General features: G+C 53.7%; 20 protein-coding genes. 7 read left to right on the top strand and 13 right to left on the bottom strand.

Annotated features, from left to right (window positions below; all coding sequences use genetic code 11):
* From KKD83_10405 to KKD83_10395, 3 genes are all read left to right on the top strand, one after another.
* On the top strand, nt 1–1,334 hold a 1,334-nt coding region (locus tag KKD83_10405), incomplete at its 5' end, for a leucine-rich repeat domain-containing protein (GenBank protein ID MBU2536555.1).
* 118 nt (nt 1,335–1,452) lie between these two features.
* Entirely contained in the window at nt 1,453–2,964 is a 1,512-nt protein-coding gene (locus KKD83_10400; GenBank protein MBU2536554.1) for a DUF4070 domain-containing protein, read from the top strand.
* 67 nt (nt 2,965–3,031) lie between these two features.
* Complete coding sequence (locus KKD83_10395; protein MBU2536553.1) at nt 3,032–4,135, top strand: C45 family peptidase; 1,104 nt, start codon at nt 3,032–3,034, stop codon at nt 4,133–4,135.
* A 77-nt stretch (nt 4,136–4,212) separates the two neighbouring features.
* On the opposite strand, the gene KKD83_10390 is transcribed toward KKD83_10395, so the two are convergent.
* On the bottom strand, nt 4,213–5,454 hold the full coding sequence (locus KKD83_10390) for a DUF362 domain-containing protein (GenBank protein MBU2536552.1): 1,242 nt from the start codon (nt 5,452–5,454) through the stop codon (nt 4,213–4,215).
* Between the two features lie 132 nt (nt 5,455–5,586).
* Between KKD83_10390 and KKD83_10385 the strand changes: the two genes are divergently transcribed.
* From KKD83_10385 to KKD83_10375, 3 genes are all read left to right on the top strand, one after another.
* Nucleotides 5,587–7,944: an endonuclease MutS2 gene (locus tag KKD83_10385; protein ID MBU2536551.1), complete on the top strand. Its 2,358-nt coding sequence runs from the start codon at nt 5,587–5,589 to the stop codon at nt 7,942–7,944.
* A gap of 42 nt (nt 7,945–7,986) precedes the next feature.
* Nucleotides 7,987–8,739, top strand: coding sequence for a hypothetical protein (locus KKD83_10380; protein MBU2536550.1), 753 nt, complete (start codon nt 7,987–7,989; stop codon nt 8,737–8,739).
* Nucleotides 8,740–8,861: 122 nt separating this feature from the next.
* Nucleotides 8,862–9,476 (top strand): hypothetical protein, encoded by a 615-nt coding sequence (locus KKD83_10375; GenBank protein MBU2536549.1) that lies wholly within the window; start codon nt 8,862–8,864, stop codon nt 9,474–9,476.
* Nucleotides 9,477–9,481: 5 nt separating this feature from the next.
* On the opposite strand, the gene KKD83_10370 is transcribed toward KKD83_10375, so the two are convergent.
* The 6 genes from KKD83_10370 to KKD83_10345 form a co-directional block, all read right to left on the bottom strand.
* Complete coding sequence (locus KKD83_10370; protein MBU2536548.1) at nt 9,482–10,435, bottom strand: 3-hydroxyacyl-CoA dehydrogenase family protein; 954 nt, start codon at nt 10,433–10,435, stop codon at nt 9,482–9,484.
* A 114-nt stretch (nt 10,436–10,549) separates the two neighbouring features.
* On the bottom strand, nt 10,550–11,518 hold the full coding sequence (locus KKD83_10365; GenBank protein MBU2536547.1) for a dipeptide ABC transporter ATP-binding protein: 969 nt from the start codon (nt 11,516–11,518) through the stop codon (nt 10,550–10,552).
* Nucleotides 11,519–11,545: 27 nt separating this feature from the next.
* On the bottom strand, nt 11,546–12,514 hold the full coding sequence (locus tag KKD83_10360; protein ID MBU2536546.1) for an ABC transporter ATP-binding protein: 969 nt from the start codon (nt 12,512–12,514) through the stop codon (nt 11,546–11,548).
* 9 nt (nt 12,515–12,523) lie between these two features.
* Nucleotides 12,524–13,612, bottom strand: coding sequence for an ABC transporter permease (locus KKD83_10355; protein ID MBU2536545.1), 1,089 nt, complete (start codon nt 13,610–13,612; stop codon nt 12,524–12,526).
* Nucleotides 13,613–13,622: 10 nt separating this feature from the next.
* The gene (locus KKD83_10350; GenBank protein MBU2536544.1) at nt 13,623–14,600 is read right to left on the bottom strand and encodes an ABC transporter permease; all 978 of its coding nucleotides are present in this window, start codon (nt 14,598–14,600) and stop codon (nt 13,623–13,625) included.
* Nucleotides 14,601–14,620: 20 nt separating this feature from the next.
* On the bottom strand, nt 14,621–16,342 hold the full coding sequence (locus KKD83_10345; GenBank protein ID MBU2536543.1) for a hypothetical protein: 1,722 nt from the start codon (nt 16,340–16,342) through the stop codon (nt 14,621–14,623).
* Nucleotides 16,343–16,548: 206 nt separating this feature from the next.
* Between KKD83_10345 and KKD83_10340 the strand changes: the two genes are divergently transcribed.
* Entirely contained in the window at nt 16,549–17,313 is a 765-nt protein-coding gene (locus KKD83_10340; protein ID MBU2536542.1) for a fumarylacetoacetate hydrolase family protein, read from the top strand.
* Between the two features lie 19 nt (nt 17,314–17,332).
* Here KKD83_10340 and KKD83_10335 read toward each other — a convergent pair whose 3' ends face one another.
* The 6 genes from KKD83_10335 to KKD83_10310 form a co-directional block, all read right to left on the bottom strand.
* Complete coding sequence (locus tag KKD83_10335; protein MBU2536541.1) at nt 17,333–18,397, bottom strand: hypothetical protein; 1,065 nt, start codon at nt 18,395–18,397, stop codon at nt 17,333–17,335.
* A gap of 51 nt (nt 18,398–18,448) precedes the next feature.
* The gene (locus tag KKD83_10330; GenBank protein ID MBU2536540.1) at nt 18,449–19,117 is read right to left on the bottom strand and encodes an RraA family protein; all 669 of its coding nucleotides are present in this window, start codon (nt 19,115–19,117) and stop codon (nt 18,449–18,451) included.
* Nucleotides 19,118–19,164: 47 nt separating this feature from the next.
* Nucleotides 19,165–20,502: a TRAP transporter large permease subunit gene (locus tag KKD83_10325; protein MBU2536539.1), complete on the bottom strand. Its 1,338-nt coding sequence runs from the start codon at nt 20,500–20,502 to the stop codon at nt 19,165–19,167.
* Entirely contained in the window at nt 20,495–21,004 is a 510-nt protein-coding gene (locus tag KKD83_10320; protein MBU2536538.1) for a TRAP transporter small permease subunit, read from the bottom strand. The genes KKD83_10325 and KKD83_10320 overlap by 8 nt, the downstream gene beginning before the upstream one ends.
* Nucleotides 21,005–21,177: 173 nt before the next feature.
* A complete protein-coding gene (gene dctP / locus KKD83_10315; protein ID MBU2536537.1) occupies nt 21,178–22,365 on the bottom strand; it encodes a TRAP transporter substrate-binding protein DctP in 1,188 nt (395 codons plus the stop codon).
* 264 nt (nt 22,366–22,629) lie between these two features.
* Nucleotides 22,630–23,670: HAMP domain-containing histidine kinase (locus tag KKD83_10310; protein MBU2536536.1), on the bottom strand; the 1,041-nt coding region annotated here is incomplete at its 5' end.

The raw sequence follows: 23,670 nt of genomic DNA, 5'->3' as shown, positions 1-23,670 counted from the left end.
TGGAGGCTCAAATGTTCAAGACCAGATGGCAGTGTCTAATCTTATCAGTACTTATCGCCATCTTCGTCACGGGATGCACGGCAACGCCAACCGCCCCACCAATCGCACCACCAACCGCCAAACCTGAGGCGGTATTGATAGCTGACCGTAACCTGGGAGCGGCGCTGCTTAATGCCCTGGGAAAACCGCCGGGGGAACCAATGTCTGTGGAGGAACTGGCTGGCCTTACGGAACTGACCGCCAATTACGTGAACATTACCAACTTGTCCGGCATCGAGCATTGCCCGAACCTGATTAAACTGGACCTTGCCTACAATTACTTGACTGACCTTTCGCCGCTTGCCGCGCTGGTCAATCTGACCACGCTTGACCTGTCCCGCAACCAGATTGGCGATGTCGTACCGCTGGCCTCGCTGGCCAACGTGACCACCCTGAACCTGTCCTACAATCAAATAGGCGATATATCTCCCCTGGCATCGCTTGTCAACCTGACCTGGCTCGACCTGTATTTCAATGAGGTCAGCGATATCTCGCCGCTGGGGTCGCTAGCCGGACTGACCTTTCTCTATCTGTCCACGAATGAAATCAGCGAGATTTCTCCACTATCGGCTCTCACCGCTCTCAAGGAGCTGGAGCTGAACGGTAATGAGATAAGCGACATCGAGCCGCTTTCGTCGCTCAGCCATCTGGAAATCCTGAGGCTTGGCAGCAACAGGATAAGTGATGTATCATCGCTGTCCCCGCTTGTCGGCCTGACCGTTCTATACCTTTCCGCCAACAGAATAAGCGACCTGTCACCGCTGGACGGGCTGTCAGGGTTGGTTGAGCTACACCTTTCCACAAATCGGATAGGCGATATTTCACCACTGTCCTCCCTGACCGCGCTTAATATACTCGACCTCAGTAATAACGGGTTCAGTGATACTTCTCCACTGGCTTCACTTACCAACCTGAAAATACTGGACCTATCCAGCAATTACAATATAGCGGAGATATCCAGCCTGTCAGGCTTGATTAACCTGGAAGAACTGAGGCTCGGAACCAATGAAATAACCGACATCACACCACTGGCACCGCTAACTAAAATGAACCTTCTCCATCTTTCCGCCAATGAAATAAAAGACGTCTCGTCACTGGCCTCGCTTGACAACCTGGCGCGCTTGAGCCTGGATAGAAATCAGATAAGTGATGTCGCGCCGCTGCTGCAAAATAGTGGTCTGGGCGAAGGTGACCAGCTGGACCTGAAGCTGAACAACCTGGACCTTGCCGAAAATTCTGAAGATATGGCAAACATACGCCTGCTGGAGGAAAGGGGTGTGCAGGTGCACTACTAGGTATCGTGAGAGGATGGAAATATATGCACCGATAGAATGAATAAACGTTACATTGAAGCGTAAAGCTGATATAATACGTTAATATCGGTTAGCACATCTGAGGTGGTTTTCAGTTCCTATGAAGATACTTCTGGTCTATCCGCAATATCCGGATACGTTCTGGAGCTTCCGGTACGCCCTGAAATTCGTCTCCAAAAAGGCGTCCTTCCCTCCGCTGGGTCTTTTAACGGTGGCGGCAATGCTCCCCAATGAGTGGGAGAAGAAAATGGTCGACATGAACGTTAGCCAGCTCACCGATGAAGACATCAGTTGGGCTGACTTCGTCTTCATCAGTGCCATGGTGGTGCAGCGGGATTCGGTAAAGGACGTAATAAGTCGGTGCCAGCGTCTGGAAACAAGGACAGTAGCCGGTGGACCTCTCTTTACAACTGGATATAGGGAATTCAGGGAGGTGGACCACCTGGTGCTCGGTGAAGCTGAGGTAACCCTGCCGCCGTTCCTTAAAGACCTGGAAAAAGGAAACCCACAGCGTATTTATCTATCTAAAGCTCGACCGGACGTCTGGGAAACTCCCGTCCCGCTCTGGTCGCTCATAAACCGGAAGCAGTATTCGTCAATGAGCCTGCAGTACTCCAGAGGGTGTCCATTCAACTGTGAGTTCTGCGACATTATTACTTTAAACGGACACAGGCCGAGGACCAAAGACGGGGAGCAGGTAATCGCGGAGCTGGAGGCGCTGTATCGTTACGGGTGGCGTTCCGGCGTGTTTTTCGTTGATGACAATTTCATCGGGAACAGGAAGAAGCTGAAGGAGGAAATCCTTCCCGCCGTAATTGAATGGCAAAAGAGCAGGAAGTATCCCTTCGACCTTTCCACGGAGGCCTCAATCAATCTGGCCGATGACGAGACGCTGATGCGGATGATGGCGGAAGCCGGTTTTAACCGCGTATTCGTCGGCATTGAGACGCCAAATGAGGAAAGCCTCGTGGAGTGCAACAAAGCGCAGAACCGGAATCGTGACCTCGTTGCTTCGGTGAAAAAGGTACAGAATTATGGTCTGGAGGTACAGGGGGGGTTCATCGTCGGCTTTGACAGCGACCCGCTCTCCATTTTTAAAAGCCAGATAAATTTCATTCAGAACAGCGGCATCGTCACGGCGATGGTGGGCCTGCTCAATGCCCCGCCCGGTACCAGGCTACACAAACGGCTCAAGAAGGAAAACCGGTTATTAAGAGCGTTCACCGGTGACAATAATGACCTTTCTCTCAATTTCATCCCCAAGATGAACCACACCACCCTCATCAATGGCTACAAACAAATCTTGGACACGATTTACTCACCGAAGCAGTACTACGAACGCGTTAAGGCGTTTCTGAGGGAGTACCGGCCAAATATCAGAAAGGGGAACAGGCTCCATTTCTATCAAATCGAAGCGTTTCTGAAATCTGTCTGGGTGTTGGGCTTCAAGGAAAAAGGGAGAAAATATTACTGGAGGCTTTTCCTGCTGACGTTAATGAAGCACCCGCGAAAATTACCGATATCAATAACCATGAGTGTCTACGGGTATCACTTCCGCAAGGTTGTAGATAAATATATCAGCACGCCGATAGAGAATTCACTGGCTAACTAGGTTATCAAGAAGGCGGATAACCAGCGGATGGCCTGAAGCCGCTAAAGCAAATAGAGGAGCGCACTGAATGCTACCACCGGTAATTTCAGTAAAGGGAAAACCTTTCGAGTGTGGCCAGCAGTACGGCACTCAGGCGCAGAAGATAATCCAGAAGAACGTTGAAGTTTACTTTGATATGTGGCGGACTCTCTGGGGAGCCGAGCGGAATGAGATTCTGGAGAAAAGCCACGCTTTGATACCGGTTATCGGCGACTATGACGCCGATATGCTGGAGGAGCTGGAGGGGCTGGCTAAAGGCGCAGAACTGTCGCTTGATGAAATAGTCGCGGTAAATGCCCGCTATGAGATAAACTTTGCCCTGGGGATATCTTGCCTGTACCACGGCGGCGGCTGCACCTCGGTGTCTTCGCTGCCACAGGTGACCAGAGATGGCCACACGTTAATTGGCCAGACCTGGGACTGGCTGCCCAGGTTTCAGGAATTCAATGTCATACTGAAAGCGGACCAGCAGGGAAAACCGGCCGTGATAACCCAGCCAGAGGCAGGAGTTCTCGCTCACCGCGGCATGAATTCAGCCGGTATCGGTGCCTGTTTCAATGGCTTGGCGACAAGCTGCGACACATTCGATGCCACGGTGCCGTTTCTGCTGATAATGCGACGGATACTGAATTCAGAGAGTTTCAGCCAGGCCCTGGCAGCGGTTCTTCAGGCAAAGACCACGGTGTCAGGCAACTTCTTCATCGCCCATCGCGATGGCGAGGCGATCGACCTGGAAGTATCACCCCTGGACGTGGGCTTTCTGTATCCCAATGATGGCATCCTCACCCACAGCAACCACTTTGTCGCCCTGAGCAATCGGGAAGACTTAACCGATATTCTCAAATCACTGTATCCCGATACGCTCTTCCGTCACCAGAGAGCGGAACATCTGCTGGAGCCGGAGAAGGGACATATCGACGTCAGCAGTTTTCAGCGCGTCTTCCGGGACCACTTCAGCCAGCCCAATTCCATCTGCCGCCATCTGGATGAGAGAGTCGATGGTATCAAGCAGTGGGTTACCCTTTACTCGACCATCATGGACTTGAGCGAGCCGGCGATGTATATTGCCAAGGGCTATCCATGTCAGAGCGAGTACGAAAAAGTGGACTGTTCTGACCTGCTCAAGCGATAGCCTGTACGGTAATACCGTCAGCCCTGTACTGTAAATAACTCGCCAGCCACGATGGGCTGAGATTCAGCTGGAAAGCATTATCTGATAAGCAGGTGTTCTGTCTCGTCCCAGCGGCGGTTACGGTCGCGGTTGAGAGCGGCGATAACCATATCAGGGTCTGAATCAGAAGCGCGGCAGATGGCCTGGATGATATCCTCGCCCATAGGCGGACAGCCTTTGGCAAAGACGCCAAGACGGGCGAGTTTCCGGGCGCATTTACCCAGGATAACCGTATTTTCCGTCGCGGAGACCTCATCATGTTCAGCATTTCCCAGGACGACAGTGAGTTCATCCAGGGCAGGACTTCCGCCGAACTCTCTCATCGCCGATAGGGCGCCCATCAACTCCCCGTAGCAGCCGCTGCAGGCTGATTCTCCCGCGATAATGTTGACACCCGGATAACGCGCTCGCAGGACATCGTAGCCGGGCTTGAAGCTTTTTCTGTGCGCTTCAAGAGATTCACCGACAATATCAACGTGGTCAAGGTCTGCCTTTTGCCTCTGCCGTGCAGCAAAATACTGCAGGTGCATTATCTGAGCAGGGTTGAATCCCATCAGAGACGTGCCGACCGTATCGACGGCACAAGGTTCTCTTCCGGCCAGAATAAGCCCCAGTTCGACCCTGTCCTGCGGGTACTCCCACAGTCCCTGCATTCCGGCCAGCGCATCGACCACTACGTAGCTGGGCTTCACCACCGAATTGAGGTCGGCGATTGCTTTATCCAGACCCAGGGCATGGGTCTTCCTCTTTTCGGCGCCGGGCAGGACGCCTTTCGTGTTCTTCAGGCTCAGTGTAATCAAAGTCCTTAGATGGGTCTTGAGCACGGGAACACTGACAATGACATCGCTCTCCAGAGCGGTACGGGTAATCCGCACCTTGTCCATGATATAAGGGTGCTTTACCGTTACTTCTTCCCATTTGTCGTTGTTAAGATTGCGCAGCTCGACGCCAAGTCGGTGGGCAACTTCAGCGGTGCCGGAGACACGGAAGGCCTCCTCCGTGCTGGTACTGCCGCTGAAGTCATAGCCGGCGCCGGCACCCTCTCCGATTACGACTGACTGTGGGTTGAGCTCGAGTACGAACTTGGTCACAGCCTCGGTAACACGGCAATCGGTGGTAATTCCTGTGCCCGATGGTTGGGGGCTGCAGAGGTTGGGCTTGACCAGCACTTTGGAGCGGGGTGTTATCAAATCGGGCAGGCCGCCGGCCAGGTCTATGGCTCTGCGCACGGCAGCTTCAACGCCGATTTCTTCTGCGCTGACAATAGATACCTTTTTCATATCATTCCCTCACTCGTAACGGCAAAGTAATACTAAGATTATAAACGTTCTGTCATTACTTTGACAAAATCATTGGGAGTCTGTCAGGACGCTGACGTGTTATAATTGAACAGTGCCGACAGAGGGATAAGCGTGGACGAAAAAAGCCTGGAAATACTGGAGTTTCCGCAGATAATAACAACCCTGGCAGGTTACACTTCGTTCTCAGCCAGCCGCGAGCTAGCCTTTAAGCTAAAGCCGCTGACTGACTACGACCGGATTGCTCTGCTGCTCGGGCAGTCCGCGGAGGCACGGCATCTTCTGGCTATGGAACAGGGTTTTTCCATCGGTGGCGTTTCCGACATACGCGAAGCCGTCTGGATAGCATCGCTGGAAGGCATCCTCGAACCGAAAAGCCTGGTCGAGATTCAGCAGACGCTTGCCGCCATGCGCCAGACACGCAGCAACCTGAGCAAAATGTCAGCAGAACTGCCCCTGCTCTGGGATATTGCCAAAGACATAGCCGAACTGCGTCAGGTGGAAAAAGAACTCGCCCGCTGCATTTCCCCCAGTGGTGAAGTGCTCGACCGGGCATCCCCGGACCTGGCGGCCATCAGGCGACAGCTCCGAGAAGAGCGCGAGCATTTGTGGAATCGACTGGAGGCGATTATCAGGTCGCCGCGCGGTTGTAAGATAATTCAGGAGCCGATAATCACCGAGCGTGAGGGCCGGTACGTTATTCCGGTCAAGATTGAATTCAGAAGGGAAATACGGGGCATCACGCATGACGTATCCAACACCGGAGTTACCGTATTCGTGGAGCCCTGGTCAACTATGGAGCTGGGGAATACCGTCCGCGAGCTGGTAAATGAGGAAAAGCGTGAGGTGGAAAGAATACTGCGCAGGCTCAGCGCCGAGGTGGGCGGATACGAGGCGGAGTTATCTCTGAGCATTGAGAGAATTGCGGAGCTGGACCTGGCACTGGCCAAGGCGAGATATGCCCGCGCGGTGAAAGCGTGTGAACCGGTGCTTCACGATGTCAATGGCTCAGGAAATGAAGGCATAGAAACGGCAGTGGTCAAAATGGTCGAGGCCAGGCACCCACTGCTCGGGGAGAAAGCGGTGCCGCTAACCGTGGAAATCGGCCGCGATTTCTCCATCCTGGTCATCACCGGCCCCAATACCGGTGGCAAAACGGTGGCACTGAAGACTATAGGGCTGTTCAGCCTGATGGCACAGGCCGGAATACCGGTTCCTGCATCGCCAGAAACCTGCCTGCCCGTCTTTGACGGCATCTTTGCCGATATCGGCGATGAGCAGAGTATAGAGCAGACCCTTTCCAGTTTCAGCTGGCACGTCGGCAATATCGTCCGCATCATACGGAACGCCACTCCGTGCAGCCTGGTGCTCCTTGACGAGCTGGGGACAAGCACCGACCCGGCGGAAGGCTCTGCCCTGGCCCGTTCCATACTGCTCAACTTTCTGAACAGGAAAATCCTGACCGTCGCCACCACCCATTACGGCGACCTGAAGGCGTTCGCCCATACCACCTCCGGAGTACAGAATGCTTCTTTTGACTTCGACCCGGCCACATTCGAGCCAACATACCACCTGACGGTGGGCATACCCGGCGGCAGCAATGCTCTGGCCACCGCCATGCGACTTGGCATCCCGCCGGAGATTGTCGAGGAGGCCAGAGGTATACTGTCCAGAGGAGCTCTGGAACTGGAATCGCTGCTGCGCGACCTTATGGTGGAGAAGCAGAAAATGGAAGAAACCCGTGTCGTCCTGGAAAAAGAGAGAAATGAGGTGGAGCAGCAGAATACCGAGGTAAAAAGTCGGCTGGAGCGGTTGAAAGAAGAGGAACGGCAGGCCATGCAGGAGGCCAGGGACAGCGTTGTCCGGGAATCCGCCGAACTGCACCGGCAAATTCGCCAGGCCAGTTCCGAACTGCGTAAAGAAATGACAAAAGAGAGACTCGAACGGGCGAAGAAGGCACTGAACGGGGTGCGGGAGCAATTGAGCAGCGAGGCGTGGACGCCGAAGACAGGGGAGCTGGAACCGGCGCAGCGCATTACCGCCGGCGACATCGTCTACCTGAAAGATATAGGACTGCAGGCCACGGTACTATCCGTTGCCGAGGATACGCAGGAGGTTGAGGTTCAGGCGGGACAGCTCAAGCTCAAGCTCGGGCTGGAGAGCGTCGAGAAAATAATGGAGCCAAAACCAGCGCGCACACGCGGCACAGGGATGCACCTGGCAACGAAGGTAATATCGACCGAGCTTGACCTGCGCGGCAAGCGGGCGGAGGAAGTGGAGGTGGCGCTTGATATTTACCTCAACGATGCCGCACTGGCTAACCTGAGCGAAGTCCGGGTCATTCACGGGATAGGCACCGGCACGGTACGCCAGATTGCCCGGGATTTCCTGGCCGCCCATCCACTGGTCAAGTCATTTCGCACCGGCAAACAGGACGAGGGCGGCGACGGCGCTACCATGGTCAGCCTTTAATTCCAAAGCTCAATAATCATACTACAGGAAGGATTGCTAAAATTGGCATTATTGTCGGACACATACTATATGCGTCGCGCCAGAATGCTCGAGTTTCTGGCCGAACTGAAAAATATAGATGAGGCAACGGCCAGCACTGCATATCTGCCACCGGGACTGTCGGCACAGGAAATCAACGATGTGCTGCAAAGTGCCGTCGTAAAAACGACCTTTCCGGAGGAGTTACACGAGATGATTGCACGCTCCAGGACCGGTGGGGTGCTGTTCTGGGGCAGTGTGCGGAAGTGTATGGTTTCGCCTCCTTTCCCGCTTCAGCAGCAGGCGGCATTTAACGGATTCGTCACCGAGCCACTGCAAAGCCTGCTCAAGGTTGATTACACGATAGGCATGGTTCTGGTGCACCTTGGAGCCTATGCCGTGGGACTGTGTCATGGTGAACAGCTTGTAACCAGCAAGGTGGGGACAGGACTGGTGCACGGGCGGCACAAGAAAGGTGGCTCCTCGCAGCAGCGATTTCAACGGCGCAGGGAAAAACAGGCCACCGAATTTCTGGACCGGGTATGTCTTCATGCACGGGAGCATCTGGAATCGCAGGCTGGCAACATCGATTATATGGTCTATGGAGGGCCTCGACAGACCGTAATGCAACTGCAGAAACGCTGTCCTTTCTTGAGTTCGTTTGAAGACCGAGTCTTACCGCCTTTCGAGGTACCGGACCCACGGCGTGAAATACTGGAAAAGGCGGTGGGTCGTGTCTGGTCGTCGCGTGTCACCGAATGGCGGGAAGAAGTTTAAGACTGATAGCTAATCACTATATTCTTCCGTTTTGATACGCTTCCAAGCTCCGGTTCTTGACAAAATGCAGTCGAAAAACATAATTTAAATGTAACTTATTGACGGTAATTTGGGATTAATATATGTTCAAGATTCCACCGGGAGCCTGCGTGGCGACCAAGAAGAAGGGGATTAACGGCTGGTTACTGGAAAACTTTTTCAGTCCGCGCACTGACCGTGTGCACCACGTTCTGGTAAGAGGCTATGTGCCGGAAATCGATGATTACGAATTCATAGAAAGCATACATATCGGACTGTTTGGCAAAGGTATCAGGCACGGCTATCTCTTTGCCGAGTATGAAGGCGTAGATGTTGAAATCTATACGGTCAGTTCCGTTGACCCGGCAACAGCGAAAAGGGCACCGCTGGAATTAATGCGGTTTGGTAAAAGTCCCTACGATTTCTTCCTCATAATTTCGGTGCTGGTACAGGCACCATGGGTTATTATGCGGAACCTGATAAAAGAACGGCGATTTCGCAAGTTACGGGCTCAGGACTTTCGCTACAAGCCCGATACTTCCTTTCTCTGCACTGAAGTGTACTGGCATGCCTATCATCTGGTCGGTGTGGATATCGTGCCGACGGGGGTCCTGCCCTTTCCCAGCGCCTACAAGGAAGCGCTCGATAAGGGCGTTATCAAGCTTTATTACAAAGGCATTCTGCGACGGGATGCTGATGCCATTCCGGGAAATGGTTAGCGCCGCTACGGGTAATACAGCTCTTTCAGCAGATGAATAAACCTCCGGTCACGCTCCCGTATAATTTCAGCAATTGATTCCGGTGTATATGAGAAGAAGCCTTTCCCGGTCTTGACACCATAATCGCCGCGGTCGACCATATCCCTGAGCAGTCTGTTCGCCTGCGTTGAGGAGTCCAGCTCGGGGAGTATCGTATCAGCCACCTTACAGTCAACGTCCAGTCCGGCGAGGTCTCTCACCAGCAGCGGACCCAGAAACGCCAGTCGGAAGCCGAGACTGGTAACCACGGCACGGTCGATATCCTCGGCGCTGGCGGCGCCGATTTCCAGCAGATAGTATACCTCCCGGTTCATTGCAGTTTGAATGCGGTTGATGAGAAAACCGAGGATTTCCTTCTGCACTTTCACCGGCACCTTTTTTATTTTTAACAGGATTTCATATGCTGTCTTGCATGTCTCTTCCGACGTCTTTTCTCCGGGCACGACTTCCACCAGAGGCACCAGATAGGGCGGGTTCATCCAGTGCGTGACAATGGCCCTCTCGGGCTTCTCCATCTGCGATGATATCTGGGTCATCGGGAAAGACGAGGTATTGCTGGCCAGAAGGCACTCCGGCGAACAGTACTTTTCCATTTCCTGGAAAATCCTCGTTTTGGTGGGCAGGTCTTCGAAGACAGCCTCGGTGACCAGGTCGGCATCTCGAACCGCATTTTCCAGACTGTCAACCACGGTGATCCTGGCCATGATATTGTCTATTTCTTTTTCCGGAATGAGTCCTTCATGGGCCAGGGTCTCCAGATTGGATTTGACCCTGTCTTTCACACCGGTTAACGCCGGTTTGGAAACATCGGTGATGGCGACCGGATAGCCTTCCTGGGCATAGGCCTGAGCGATGCCGTGGCCCATGGTCCCGGCGCCTATAACACCCACCCTTTTGACCTGCTCAGCAGATAATACCATATATACCTCCTTGCATTACCTTCTACAGTACTTATTATACCCGTCAGCGAAATCGGTTTCTATCCTGATTTTTGATGCTCAGGCCGACCTCTGCTCAGTAAATAGACACCTTGTTCAATCGTATAGATGACAGGCCACAATGTGGTCCTTATCAATCTGTCTTAACTCCGGCATTTCTCGGGGGCAGACTTTCATGACTCTGGAACATCGGGTGTGGAAGCGACAACCCGAAGGCGGGTCAATCGGCGAAGGGACTTCGCCGGACAGCAGAATTCGTTTCCGCTTCTGATGCGGGTCGGGGAGGAGAACCGCCGAAAGCAGGGCCTGAGTATAGGGATGGAGTGGCTGGTGGAATAGGTCATCTCTCCCGGCTAGCTCCACTATCTGCCCGAGGTACATAACGGCAATGCGGCTCGAGACCTGCCCGATGACGGCGAGGTCATGGGCGATGAAAAGATATGCAAGGGAGAGCTCACGCTGCAGGTCCATTGTCAGGTTCAGTATCTGTGCCTGAACGGATACATCCAGTGCGCTCACCGGTTCATCGGCGACGATGAGTTTTGGATTTACCGCCAGGGCGCGAGCAATACCGACGCGCTGCTTCTGACCGCCGCTCAATTCGTGGGGATAGCGGGTGGTGTGGCCCGGCTCCAATCCGACACGTTTCAGCAGCTCTTCCACTCGCTCCAGCCTCTCTTTCTCAGTGCCGCCACCGTGGATAAGCAGTGCCTCCCCGATGGAATCGCCTATGGTCATCCGGGGGTCAAGGGAGGACTGAGGGTCCTGGAAAATCATCTGTGCTTCTCTCCGCAACTCCTTCAGCTGCTTTTTATTCCAGTCTGTAATATCGCTACCACGATAGAATATCTGTCCTGAGGTTGGCTCTTCCAGCCTCAGAAGCGCCCGGCCCAGGCTTGATTTACCGCAGCCCGATTCACCGACCAGCCCCAGCGTCTCCCCTTCCGCGATGAAGAAGGAAACCCCGTCCACCGCCTTCACGTCGGCAACATGCCTGGCGAGCAGGCCGGCCGTTACCGGATAGTATTTTTTCAGATTTTCGACTTCCAATAATTTCTTTTCCATTTTAATAAACCTGCGGTAATCGAAAACCTATGCGTACAGATAGCAGGCGGCGATATGCTCTCCTGATATGACAAATTCCTCAGGCCTAGTTTGCTGACAGACGGGCATGTGCCACTGGCAACGGGGATAAAAGATACAGCCTTCGGGCGGGTCAATGAGGCTGGGAATAACTCCTGGAATGGGCGACAATTTTTCCCGGCGCTCGGAAACAGTGGGCAGGCATTTCAGCAAGCCACAGGTGTACGGGTGCTTTGGCTGCTCGAAGATATCGAGGACGCCGCCGGACTCGGCGATGCGACCGCCGTACATCACGATGATGCGGTCGGCAATCCCGGCCACGGTGCCCAGGTCATGGGTGATGAACAGAATGGACATATTCATTTTCTGCTTCAGGTCGCGGAAAATATCCAGAATCTGCGCCTTGATAGTGGTATCGAGGGCAGTAGTAGGCTCATCGGCAATCAGGATTTCGGGGTCGCAGGACAGCGCGGCGGCGATCATCACCCGCTGCTTCATACCGCCGGAGAACTGGTGCGGGTAATATTTCATCCTCTCTTTTGCCTGGGGAATACCGACCTGTTCCATCAGGCTCAGCGCTCTATCCCGGACCTGCCGCTTTCCCAGTTTCAGATGAAGATGTATCTGCTCCATTATCTGGTCGCCCACGGTGAATACCGGGTTAAGAGAAGATTGCGGGTCCTGGAATATCATGGCGATGCGGTTGCCGCGTATCTGCCGGAGCCTGGCGCCGGAACTGTGGAGCAGGTCCTCTCCATGATACATTATCCCGCCACCGACTATTCTGCCCGGAGGGCTATCTACGAGGCGCAGAATGGAGAGGGCGGTGGCGGTCTTGCCGCAGCCCGATTCACCCACCAGGCACAGGCACTCTCCTTTTCTCAGGCCGAAGCTCACACCATCGACCGCTTTGACCACACCAAGGCGGGTGAAGAAGTAGGTTTTCAACTCATTGACCTGTAAAATCGTGTTGTTCATTTTAACTTTTTAAATCTGACTTCTCGGGTCGAAGGCATCCCGGATGCCGTCCCCCAGAAAATTAAAGGCCAGCACGGTCAGGAAAAGCATGATGCCGGGTTCAACGGCAATCCACCAGGCGGTATCCAGGGTGCGCTGGCCGGCATGTAAAATCCTTCCCCAGCTGGTAACGGAAGGGTCCCCCAACCCGATAAAACTCAGGGCTGCTTCTGCCAGGATGACACCCGGTATAGAAAGTGTGGCAATGACGATAACCGAGCTCAAGACATTGGGAATCATGTGTCGGAAAATAATGCGGCGGTCGCTGGCCCCGAGTGATTTCGACGCCATGATGAAATCTCTGGTCCTGAGGGATAGCGCCTCGCTTCTGACCAGCCGGGCGGTCCCCGTCCACCCGGTGAGGGCTATAGCCAGAATGATAATAATCAATTTGGAGCCATAGAGGAAGATTATCAATACCAGCAGCAGGAAAAAGGGGAAAGTCATCATCAGGTCGGTGAATCTCATCAGTGCCTGGTCGACCCATCTTCCAAAGTAGGCAGAAGACACGCCTACAGTGGCGCCGATGAATATCGCTATGAGGACAGCCGCCAGGCCGACCTGCAATGATACCCTGGCGCCGGAAACAAGCATCGCCAGCATGTCTCTACCTTTATCATCGGTGCCTAATGGATGCTGCCACGTGCCCGGAGTTTCCGTAGTTGTTAATTGCCCTGTTTTAACATCGTAGATGGATTGTTCCGCGGAAAAACCCACGGGGGGTATATTTTTCTTCTCAAAGTTGACCTCGGTTGGGTCGGCAGTGAGAAAAGGGCCAGCGATGGCTACGATTACCAGAAACATAATAAATGCCAGCCCCAAAACGGCCAGCCGGTGCTTTTTCGTTCTCTCCCAGTAGTACCGCGTCAGACGGCGGTTAACGTAGAGCGGATGTATTACATAGAAGATGAGAAAAATGAGAAGGAGGAGGTACAGGTAATTCAGAGGCTCAAGCGACTCATCAACTAAATAAATATCCCGTAGAAGTGCCAGGACAAAAGCCAGAAGCGCGAATATGAATATTAAATTCTTCAGTCCACCAACCTTGATTTGCCTCATCAATACGTCCTCAATCGTACCTTATTCTGGGGTCAAGCCAGGTATAAACGATGTCGGTGGCCAGGTTGGTGAGCAGGACCACCATAGCCCCGATAAGGGTTATCGTTATCACCACCGGATAATCGTTGGCAAAGATGGCATTGAAGGACACCCGACCAAGCCCGGGAATGCCGAAGATAATTTCCGTCAGATAGGCACCGCCGAAGACGACCCCCGCCAGGTCGAACATGATGATGGTGATGATGGGCAGGATGGCGTTGCGGAGCACGTGCTTACCGATGACCACACGTTCCGGAAGGCCCTTGGCCCGGGCCGTCTTTACAAACTCCTTTCGCAAATTGTCCAGCGTTGCTGACCTAGCGTATCTAGTGTAGCCGGCCATCATGCCGGTGCCGAGGGTGATGACGGGCAGGATAAGCGCTTTCAGATTGGCCAGGGAAAACAGGGGCAGGCCGGTATCGTAATAGGTCTTGAACCAGCCCAGTTGCACGGAAAAAATCAAAATGAGCATGATGCCCAGCCAGAAATTGGGGATGGAGATGCCGATGAAGGAAAAGAAGGTGGCGATGTAATCGGTCTTGGTGTACTGCTTCACTGCCGAGTAAATGCCGATAAAAATGCCCAATGAGGAGGCGAAAAGCATGCTGAGCAGGATAAGCTGGAAAGAATAAATCCAGTGGCGCCTGATGAGCTCGATAACCGGCAGGGAGGTGCTGAACGACCATCCCCAGTCGCCGCGGGCCAGGTTGCCCAGGTAGTTGAAGTACTGTTCATAGATGGGTTTATCAAGCCCGTAGCGGGCCTCGACGGCTTCAATGACTTTGGATGGGTCCTGGGTGCGGGCCGATATATTGGCCAGATATTTGTCCGCCGGAGAGCTGGGGCCAATGCGCAGCAGGATAAAGGTGATGGTCACCACGCCAAAGGCGATGAGGAACGCGTAAATCAGCCTTCTGATGATGTAATTTTGCAAACCGCCCCGTTTCACTGTCACGCTCCCTCGGGAGGTTACTCGGGTTCAGCAAAGTACCATTCATGGTGGTTCCAGCCCAGCCTCATACCCGGGTCAATCCTCTCCACGTTTACCTGGAAGCCCTGGTTGCTTCTGGGGAAGGAGAGGAAATTGGCCGACTGGTCTTCGGCGATGAGCCGACTTATCTCGGCGTACATCTGCTTGCGTACCTCAGGGTCAATCGCCTCGCTGGACCTGACCTCGGTGAAAAGCTCATCCACCCTCTCGTTGGAATATCCCCAGAAGTTGAGCCCGCCATCGGTGATGAAGAAGACCCTGGAGCCTGACGGGGCGATGGGATGAGTGTTGAAGGCGAGGACCATCATATCCCACGTCTCCTCACTGATGGCATCGGGGCCGTTGTTGTAATTCGACTCCTGGTCCGAGCCGGACACCTTGTTCATCATGTACTGGCGGAGCTGGGTGGGCCAGGGAACGAGCTTGAACTCCACCTCAATGCCGATGTCGCCCAGCTCCTGCTTTACAAAGAGGGTGATATCTTCGGTGAGCTTGCTGCCGGTGGTGGTCACCAGTGTCAGCTTGATTGGCTGGCCATCTTTATCGTGAATGGAGATGCTGTCGTCACTCTCTCTGGTACCGTAGCCGGCTTCCAGCAGCATTTCCTTGGCCTTGTCCTTGTCGTAAAGGTCGCCGATGCCAAACTTGGGTACCCCCTCCTCGGTATACCAGGGAGAAGGCCCGGGGATGAAGCTGAAGGCAGGGTCGGCAAAGCCGAAGCGTATCTGGTCAATGAACGTCTGCTTGTTGATGGACATGGACAGCGCCTGCCTGACTGTCTTATTTCGCAGTCCTTCCCAGCCGTTATTTCTCAGGTTGTAGACGATAAGGTCGTAAGCCCGGGTGGGGACAGTATAGACCTTGATTCCCTCCATCTGCTTGAACTTGGCCACCTGCTCCGGCTCGATGCCGGCATGGTGGATATCTCCCGCCTCCAGGGCCGCCAGGACGGCTGTGGAAGTCCCGAAGAGCTTGGTAACGTATTCCTCAAAGTAAGGGGCGCCCGTCTCCTGTCCGAGGTAGAAATCCGGGTTGCGCTCGACGACGTATTTATCGTTCCGTATCCACTCCTTGAACCGGTAAGGACCGAGGTTGCCGGTATAGGTCAGGTTATTGAACTCCTCGGCCTCCGTGAACGCCTCGAGGTCGCCCTCATACTTCACGGCGATGTGCTTGGGATATGGCGTCAGAGAATAGATGGCGTTATCGATGAACTCCGGGTCAATGGTCTGCCGTTTGATAACGAAGGTGGTTTCATCGACCAGCTCAACTTCAACGAATACCGTCTCCCCCTCGACCTCCTCCTGCCAGTCGGTCTGGTAGGTGTAGTTGAGCCAGTCGGAGAACATGAGGTTACTCAGGGTATAGACATAGTCGTCGGCGGTGACGGGAGTGCCATTGCTCCATTTCAGGTCATCACGGATGGTGATGGTATAGGTCAGGCCATCCTCAGAGATTCCCACCGGCTTGGCCAGGTGGCGCAGGTGGACCTGCCAGTCGTTATCGTAGGTGGCGAGGCTGTCAAAGCACATCCCGGCGTAGGAGAACGAGGCCGCGTCAGCGGCCAGGAGCCAGTTCAGGGTCTCGGCATCGCCGCCTGATTGCCCTTCAATGAAAGTGCCCTTCACTGCCGGCGGTGGTGCGGCACAGCTAGCCAACAAGGTAATAAGAACTATTATTAAAATAGCCAGTCGTTTCATTTTCGTACTCCTCTGATATCGATGATGGAACTCTGAATGAATACGATGTATGTAATAATAATTATGAGTTAATTATCTTTGAAGTGCAAATCGGTAAAATATTTATATAGAAACACAATATTGCTTCGTCTATCTTTGTTGACGAGCTATCGAAATCAGATGTATCCTGACGTGGACTAATTATAAAGAGCTTTTCAGGAGGGAGCATGAAGATAGCGCGATTTGAGTGGCGGGGTGAGGTGCGGTGGGGCATCGTCGAGGACAAAACGATTTATGCGCTCGATGGTGACCTCTACGGCGAATTTGGTCGAGGCGGGAAATTGTGCCAGCTACAGGATGTCAAACTGATGGCGCCCTGTGAGCCCAGAAATGGTGTTGCCTGCGGGCGGAACTACCTGGACCATATCCAAGAGATGGGCTGGCCGGTGCCCGAAGAGCCGAACCTGTTCTACAAGCCGGTGAATACCGTAATCGGGCACGGGGATGATATCATCTATCCCAGGCCTTCCAAGGACCTCCGCTATGAAGCCGAACTTTGTCTGGTAATCAAAAAGATGGCCAAGAACGTTGCCGAAGAAAATGCGATGGACTATGTCCTGGGCTATACCTGCGGCAATGACGTCACGGCGATTGACCTGTTTGAAAAGGACAAGATTCTGGCCAGAGCCAAGGGTTTTGATACCGCCGGACCGCTCGGCCCCTGGCTGGTCACCGATATCGACCCGCATAACGTGGCCATCAAGGGAAGGGTAAACGGAGAAACAAGGCAGGACAGCCACACCAGCCTCATGATATTCAGCGTGCCGAGGCTCATCAGCGTTATCACCGAGTTTATGACCCTGTGCCCGGGAGATGTGGTCTGGACGGGCACACCGAAGGGCGGCGCCAACCCGGTCAAACTGGGCGACGTCATCGAGGTTGAGGTGGAGGGAATAGGCGTGCTGAAGAACAAGCTTGTCGCCCCGAGGTAAGCACCGGAAGGATTAATATTTAAATAAAAGTCAGGAGCCTTCTGGGATTGCCAATGATAATGGCGTCTATCTGCTCCTGAGTTATGCTTCTCTGGCGCATCATCGGGACCATATAATTCAATATGTGAGCGTAGCCCCACCCGCCGTAACGTACCCGCCTGGTCTTGGAACAGATGTCGTGCGACATGAAAATCTGGTTGCCGTATCCTTCCTCGATATGACGGCGGATTTCGTGGATGCGCTGCGTGTCATTGGGCAGGTCCATATAGTCGTCAGCCGTCCAGTAGGTAGGGAAATGGCCCTCCCATCCGCACAGGTCGTATTCCAGGACGCAGCCTTTTTTCAGCAGCTGCGTACGCCCCTCATGGTCACGGACACGGGCGTCAATATGGCAGATAATAACCCGGCTGAGGTCGGCACCTGACTGTTCGAGGATATCGGCTACATCAAATGGCGCTTGTCGATTACGTCCCGGGTGCACGCTGAGGCAGGCGCCGGTCTTCTGCTGGGCTTTCGCCGCGGCCCGCAGGACCTTGTCTTCGTTAACGTGCAGAGGCCAGGTGCAGCCTATCTCACCGATAAGTCCAGAGCGGATTCCTGTGCCGCCAACGCCCACCGTGATGTCCTGCACTATCTCGTCGGTAATCTCCGCCTCGGTCTTGGTGTCCACTTCCGGACCAAGGCTGGGCGCGATGTAGTAACCGGAGCCCATGACTACGTTGAGGCCGGTAACCCGGGAGATACGGGCCAGAGCTTTCGGGTCGCGGCCAATACCATTGATGGTGACATCAACGATTGTTTGGCCGCCGGATTTTTTAAAAATCATGGCCTCATCGATGGCTTCCTGCTCATCCAGCAGGCGCATATTATCCAGGTTCTGGTAAGGATGGTAGCGGAGCCAGCTGAGGTTATGCCAGTCCACCGGCTCATAAGCCAGAGCCCGGTCACTGGCTGCTTCCGGTTCCGTGAAAATACATTTGCCGTCGATAAGAAAATGTTCGTGGGGTAGAGTAATGCCCACGTCCTGGCTCTCAATCACCCCCAGCACGGTCTGCACTTTTCCCGCTATCTTCGATATCGCCATAACATTCGCCCCTTCCGGAGATATTGCGCTCGATATTATTGATGTGGATGTTTACAAAACTCCGTACTTATTGTACGCGTCGCGCAGCAGGGTCCCCTTGAGCAGCTCGTCACGCAGCTGGTTCTCCTTGCTCACCTTTTCCAGGGCCAGCGGTATGACCTCTTTTTCCAGCTCTTTGGGGATGACCACCACGCCGTCGATATCGCCAAATATAATATCGCCGGGATTGACCAGAACGCCGCCGCAGTCCACTGGACAATTATGGTCGATGACGATGCTCCTGCCTGCCGAATCAACCATATATATTCCCGTGGCAAAGGTGGGGAACTTCATCTTGGTAATATAAGCAACGTCTCTGACGGTGCCGTCAACGACGATGCCGCGGGCGCCCCGGGCCCGGGCGGCGGTGGCAAGCAGTTCCCCCCAGAAACAGGTGCGGGTGGAGCGCTGTGTGCAGGCCACCATCACGTCGTTGGGCTTTAAAGAGTCGACGGCGTCAATCTCCGGCCCATAGGGGTCGTCGACAAACTTGTAGACATCTGCCGTAAGCACGGGGTAGGCACGCCCCACCACCATCGCGCCTTCATATATAGGGCGGACGTCGGGTCTCATACCCTGATTTCGTGCGCCAAGGCTGTCTACGACGTCGGAAATAACCGAGGCGTAGAGCTTGTCGCGCATGGTATCAAACATCTCGGTATCGCTGGCAAAGTTAACCATTGTGGTAACTCCTTTTCCAGAAATTTAAATAACGGTATTGACCGGGGCTATCTAACCATTTGTGCCGGCAGCCAGAGGATTAATTGAGGAAAGGCTACGCACAGGCCAAGGCCAATCATAATGAGGAAAACATAAGGTATAACGCCGCGGATGATATCAGCCGTGGTGACCCCAAGCTCAGGGGGCGCCGCACCACGGAGGAAGAATATTGCGTAAGCAAACGGGGGCGTCAGGAAGGACATCTGAAGGTTAACACAAATCATCATGGCAAGCCAGAGTGTGTCAAAACCCAGAACCGGACCGATGGGGGTAATGATGGGAATCATGATGAAGATGATACCCAGCCAATCGATAAACATGCCCAGTATGAAGACGATAAACATGATAAAGGCAAAGGCACCCCAGCGCCCGCCGGGGGCAAGCAGAATGATTTTCTCTACTACATTGCCGCCGCCCAGGCCCAGGAAAACACCAACGAACATGAAAGCACATACCGCAACGAAGATTACCTTGCTGGTAATCCTCAGTGTCTGGAATGCCGTCTCCCTGAGAGCTCTAAAGCTAAGCCGGCCGTAAGCAAGAGCCAGAAGCATGGCGGCAAAAGCACCCACCGAGGCAGCTTCCGTGGGCGGTGCTACCCCGAAGAAGATACTGCCCAGTACGGCCAGGACAAGTATCACCGGCGGCACCATAGAGGTGAGCAGCAGGCGCGTTTTCCTGAGAAAGGAGACCCTTCTTTCTTCAGCAGGCACTGCCGGCGCTTTATGTGGCTGGAACAGGCAGTAAAAGGCGATATAGGTGCAGTACAGACCGGAGAGGACCAGACCAGGGATAAATGCAGCCATGAAAAGCTTGCCCACCGAAATTTCCGCCATTGGCCCGTAAAGAACCAGCATAATACTGGGAGGAATAAGAATACCCAGGGTGCCGCCAGCACACACCGAACCACTGGCCAGGGCTTTGTCGTAACCTCGCTTCACCATGGCGGGAAGGGCAATAAGGGCCAGCATGGTAACCGAGGCACCGATTATGCCCACGCAGGCAGCCAGGATGGTGCCGATTAACACGGTGGATATCGCCAGGCCGCCCCTGAAACCGCCAAGCCAGAGGTATAATGCCTCATACAAACGTTCGGCGATTCCCGAACGTTCAAGCATGATACCCATGAAAATAAACAGGGGAGCCGCCAGAATGACATAGTTTCGTATCAGGCCCCACATGCGCGAGTAGAACAGGTCGGTTACCTGCGGTCCGCCCCAGGTCAAGTAGCCTACGACCAAGGCGATGCCACCAATAACCGGGGCCAGCGGGAACCCGCTTATCACCCCGACCAGTACGCCCAGCAGCATTATGATAGCAATCGTCTCTTGGCTGATATCAATCATAGGCTTTATTCCTGACCAGTTGGTAGAAATCGCGAATCAGGTGAGCTACGGTTTGAAAGGCCAGCAGAAACAATGCGACCACCACCACGGTTCGGAATGGTCCGGCCGGCGGGTACCAGAAAGTCTCTGCCAGTACCTCGTCAATCTTCCAGGCGCGCAACATGTAATAAATTGCAGTATCTATAAGTACATAGAGCAGCGGAAGCAAAAATAATACGGTACCGATAACATCGATAATGAGCCGGACTCTGGGCGAAAGATGCACGTAAATAACATCTACGCGGATATGATCGCGCATTCGGGTTACATATGCCCAGCCCATGACATAGATAGTGGCGCCGAGCATAGTGGCGGTCTCGTATGCCCATATCGTGGCGCCACCAAAAACGTATCTCTCGGTAACGTCAAAGACAAGCACCAGAACCAGGGCAACGGTAAGCCAGCTTACTGCCTTTGCGGTCCATTCGCTGATACTGTCAATAACTCGCAGCGTTGCTCTCATATTTCACGTGGCCTTGGGATAATAATATAAAAAAAGGCCATTCTATGCAAGGCATATCGTAGTCCAATTTTGCCCATAAACTGCACGTCAAGATAAGTATGCATTATTCAACTGTTTTTCAGGGTATGGCCCCCGCCCCGAAAACGGTCCCGGAGCGGGGGCCAACCAGATGTCTATCTGTAGTACGGGAACTGAAGCGTGTTTGTCTCACCCAGAGCTATCTTGTAAGCATTTGCTGAATTGTAGACCCTGCCAAAGAATTCATCTTCCGCTGCCCGCTTGCCATAGAAATCCGCAGCAGCTGCTTCTATCTCCTTCTGGACATCCTCAGACAGGGATATAATTTCCATGCCCATCTTTCTATGCTGTTCCACACCCCAGCTATCCTGGTCCGATTCAACCAGATGGTTCCTGAGGCACTCAGCCAGGATGGCATCTTCAAGTATAACTTTAAAGCCATCGGGGAGTTTGTTAAAGGCCTCCTTGTTGACGAGGGCGGGCATGAGTACGCCCGGTGCGTGGATGCCCGGGAACACGGCATATTTGGCGATTTCATTGAAGCCAAAGGGGACATTTACTGACGGCGAGCTGAATTCAAAGGCGTCAATCACTCCCCTTTGCATGGCCTCATAGATTTCCCCACCGGGGAGGAAGATTACGGAGGCACCGAAGTACTCGGTGAGGACCTCTCCCCAGTCACCGGCGGTGCGGAACTTCAACCCCTTGAAGTCGGCCATTGTTTCCAGCGGTGTGTTGCTGTAGCCGAACATTTCCGCGCGCCCTATGGTCAGTACGGAGAGACCCATTACATTGTAATCCGCGAACAACTCCTGGATTAGATCCTGACCGCCTCCCTCAAGGTACCAGGTGATATATGCCATAGGCGTCGGACCGGCTACAATGATGTTAAACAGACCGCCAGTGGAGAACTTGTCCATATTATAGTGCATGCCGGTCTGTGCCATCTCGATGATACCGCGGTCCAGAGCGTCAAATTCTTTGGTCGCTGGCGCTACCGCGCCGCCCGGGAAGAACTCAATGACAAAATTCCCGCCGCTCATGGCTTCAACGTTCTTCGTCATACGTATTGCTGATTCACCCCAGGGATTTGTCTCCGGCAGATATGAGGCTAACCGCCAGTAAACTTCCTCGGTTGGTTGCGCCGGAGCCGGGGCTGGTGCTGGAGATGGCGCTGGCGTTGGAGCAGGTGCCGGTGCTGGAGCAGGTGCCGGTGCTGGAGCAGGTGCCGGCGCAGGCGCTGGCGCTGGAGCCGGTGCTGGCGCTGGAGCGGCACATCCGGCAGCCAACAGACCGAACAGCAAAATACCGGCAATAGTCAATGAAATTATTTTCCTTCTCATTTGTTCCTCCTTTGATAGAATAGAGCTTCAACTTGTAGCCTGTTTGCTAAACGCAATCACCCCCTTTTACTCACTTTTATTTATTATAACTTAAGCCTGGTCTTAAATTGCTAAGTTATTTTAGCACAGATTGTCAAGAAATGCAGTGGTTATTGACATAAATTTTTGTAATAGTGAATAATCGATGTAAAGCAGGAGGTGGATAACGTAGACCGATTGGGTATATTTCCCGATGATATGCCGATGATAATAGGCTGACGGTTTTCAGATGGCGCCTTGTAAGACGGCGGGAAGCCTGACGATGAATTCCGCTCCCTCTCCAGGGCTGCTGTTGGCCTCTATGTTTCCATCGTGGGCCAGTACAACTTCCCTGGCAATGGCGAGTCCGAGACCAACGCCGGTCCGCATACCGCCGGCCTGGTAGAAACGTTCAAAAACATAGGGGAGCTGTTCCGGGGGTATTCCCGGCCCGCTGTCCGATATCCTGACCTCAATGAAATTGGCTTGCACTTTGCGGGCATCAATCAGTACTTCTCCCTTGAGCGGACTATTTTTAAGAGCATTGTCCAGCAGATTGCTGAAAACCTGCTCCAGACGGTCGAAATCTCCGATAACCGTTAGAGCAGCTTCCGTGTTCATTTTAAATACCACCCCTTTTTCCTCTGCCTGCACGGTAAAGATTTCCAGGCAATGTTCAAGGAGTTCTTTCACATCCACGTGCTCGCGGTCGATTTTGAGTTGACCGGCCTGCATGCGAGCCAGCTCGAGAAGTTCATCTACCTGTTGTCGCATCCGTTGCGATTCGTCATTGATAATCTGGGCCGCCTTCAGTCTGGTATCATCATTGGCGGCGGTTCCATCCAGCATTGCCTGGGCAAATCCCTGGATTGAGGTAAGCGGCGTCTTCAGCTGGTGAGAAACGTCGGCGACGAAGTGGCGCAGTTGCTGCTGCGATTTCTTCACCTGCTGCGCCATTTGGTTGAAACTGGCGGCAAGGCCCCTCACCTCCCTCGGGCCCTGCAACGGGACTTCCTGGTCATAATGTCCCTGGGCAATTCTCATTGCTGCTTCGGTTACGTTGTGTATTGGCCGGTATATTGAGCGCGCGAATATTATGGCGATGATGAGAGAGATGGACAGCGCAATGAGTCCGGCAATAAGGAAGGGGCTGAACAGGCCTGCCATGATGGCGGCGGCCTTGGTACGCAGTACGGAAAGAACCAGGGTCTCTATGCGCTGGGGGTCAGATGCACCGGAAGGGCGGACAAGGGGATAGGCGGCGTAAATGTAAGTCTGGCCGTTTTC

The organism is Chloroflexota bacterium, assembly GCA_018829775.1.
In the GTDB taxonomy this organism is placed as follows: domain Bacteria; phylum Chloroflexota; class Dehalococcoidia; order Dehalococcoidales; family RBG-16-60-22; genus E44-bin89.
The sequence above is the reverse complement of the archived record's forward strand: the minus strand, read 5'-3'. Positions and strand labels throughout refer to the sequence as shown.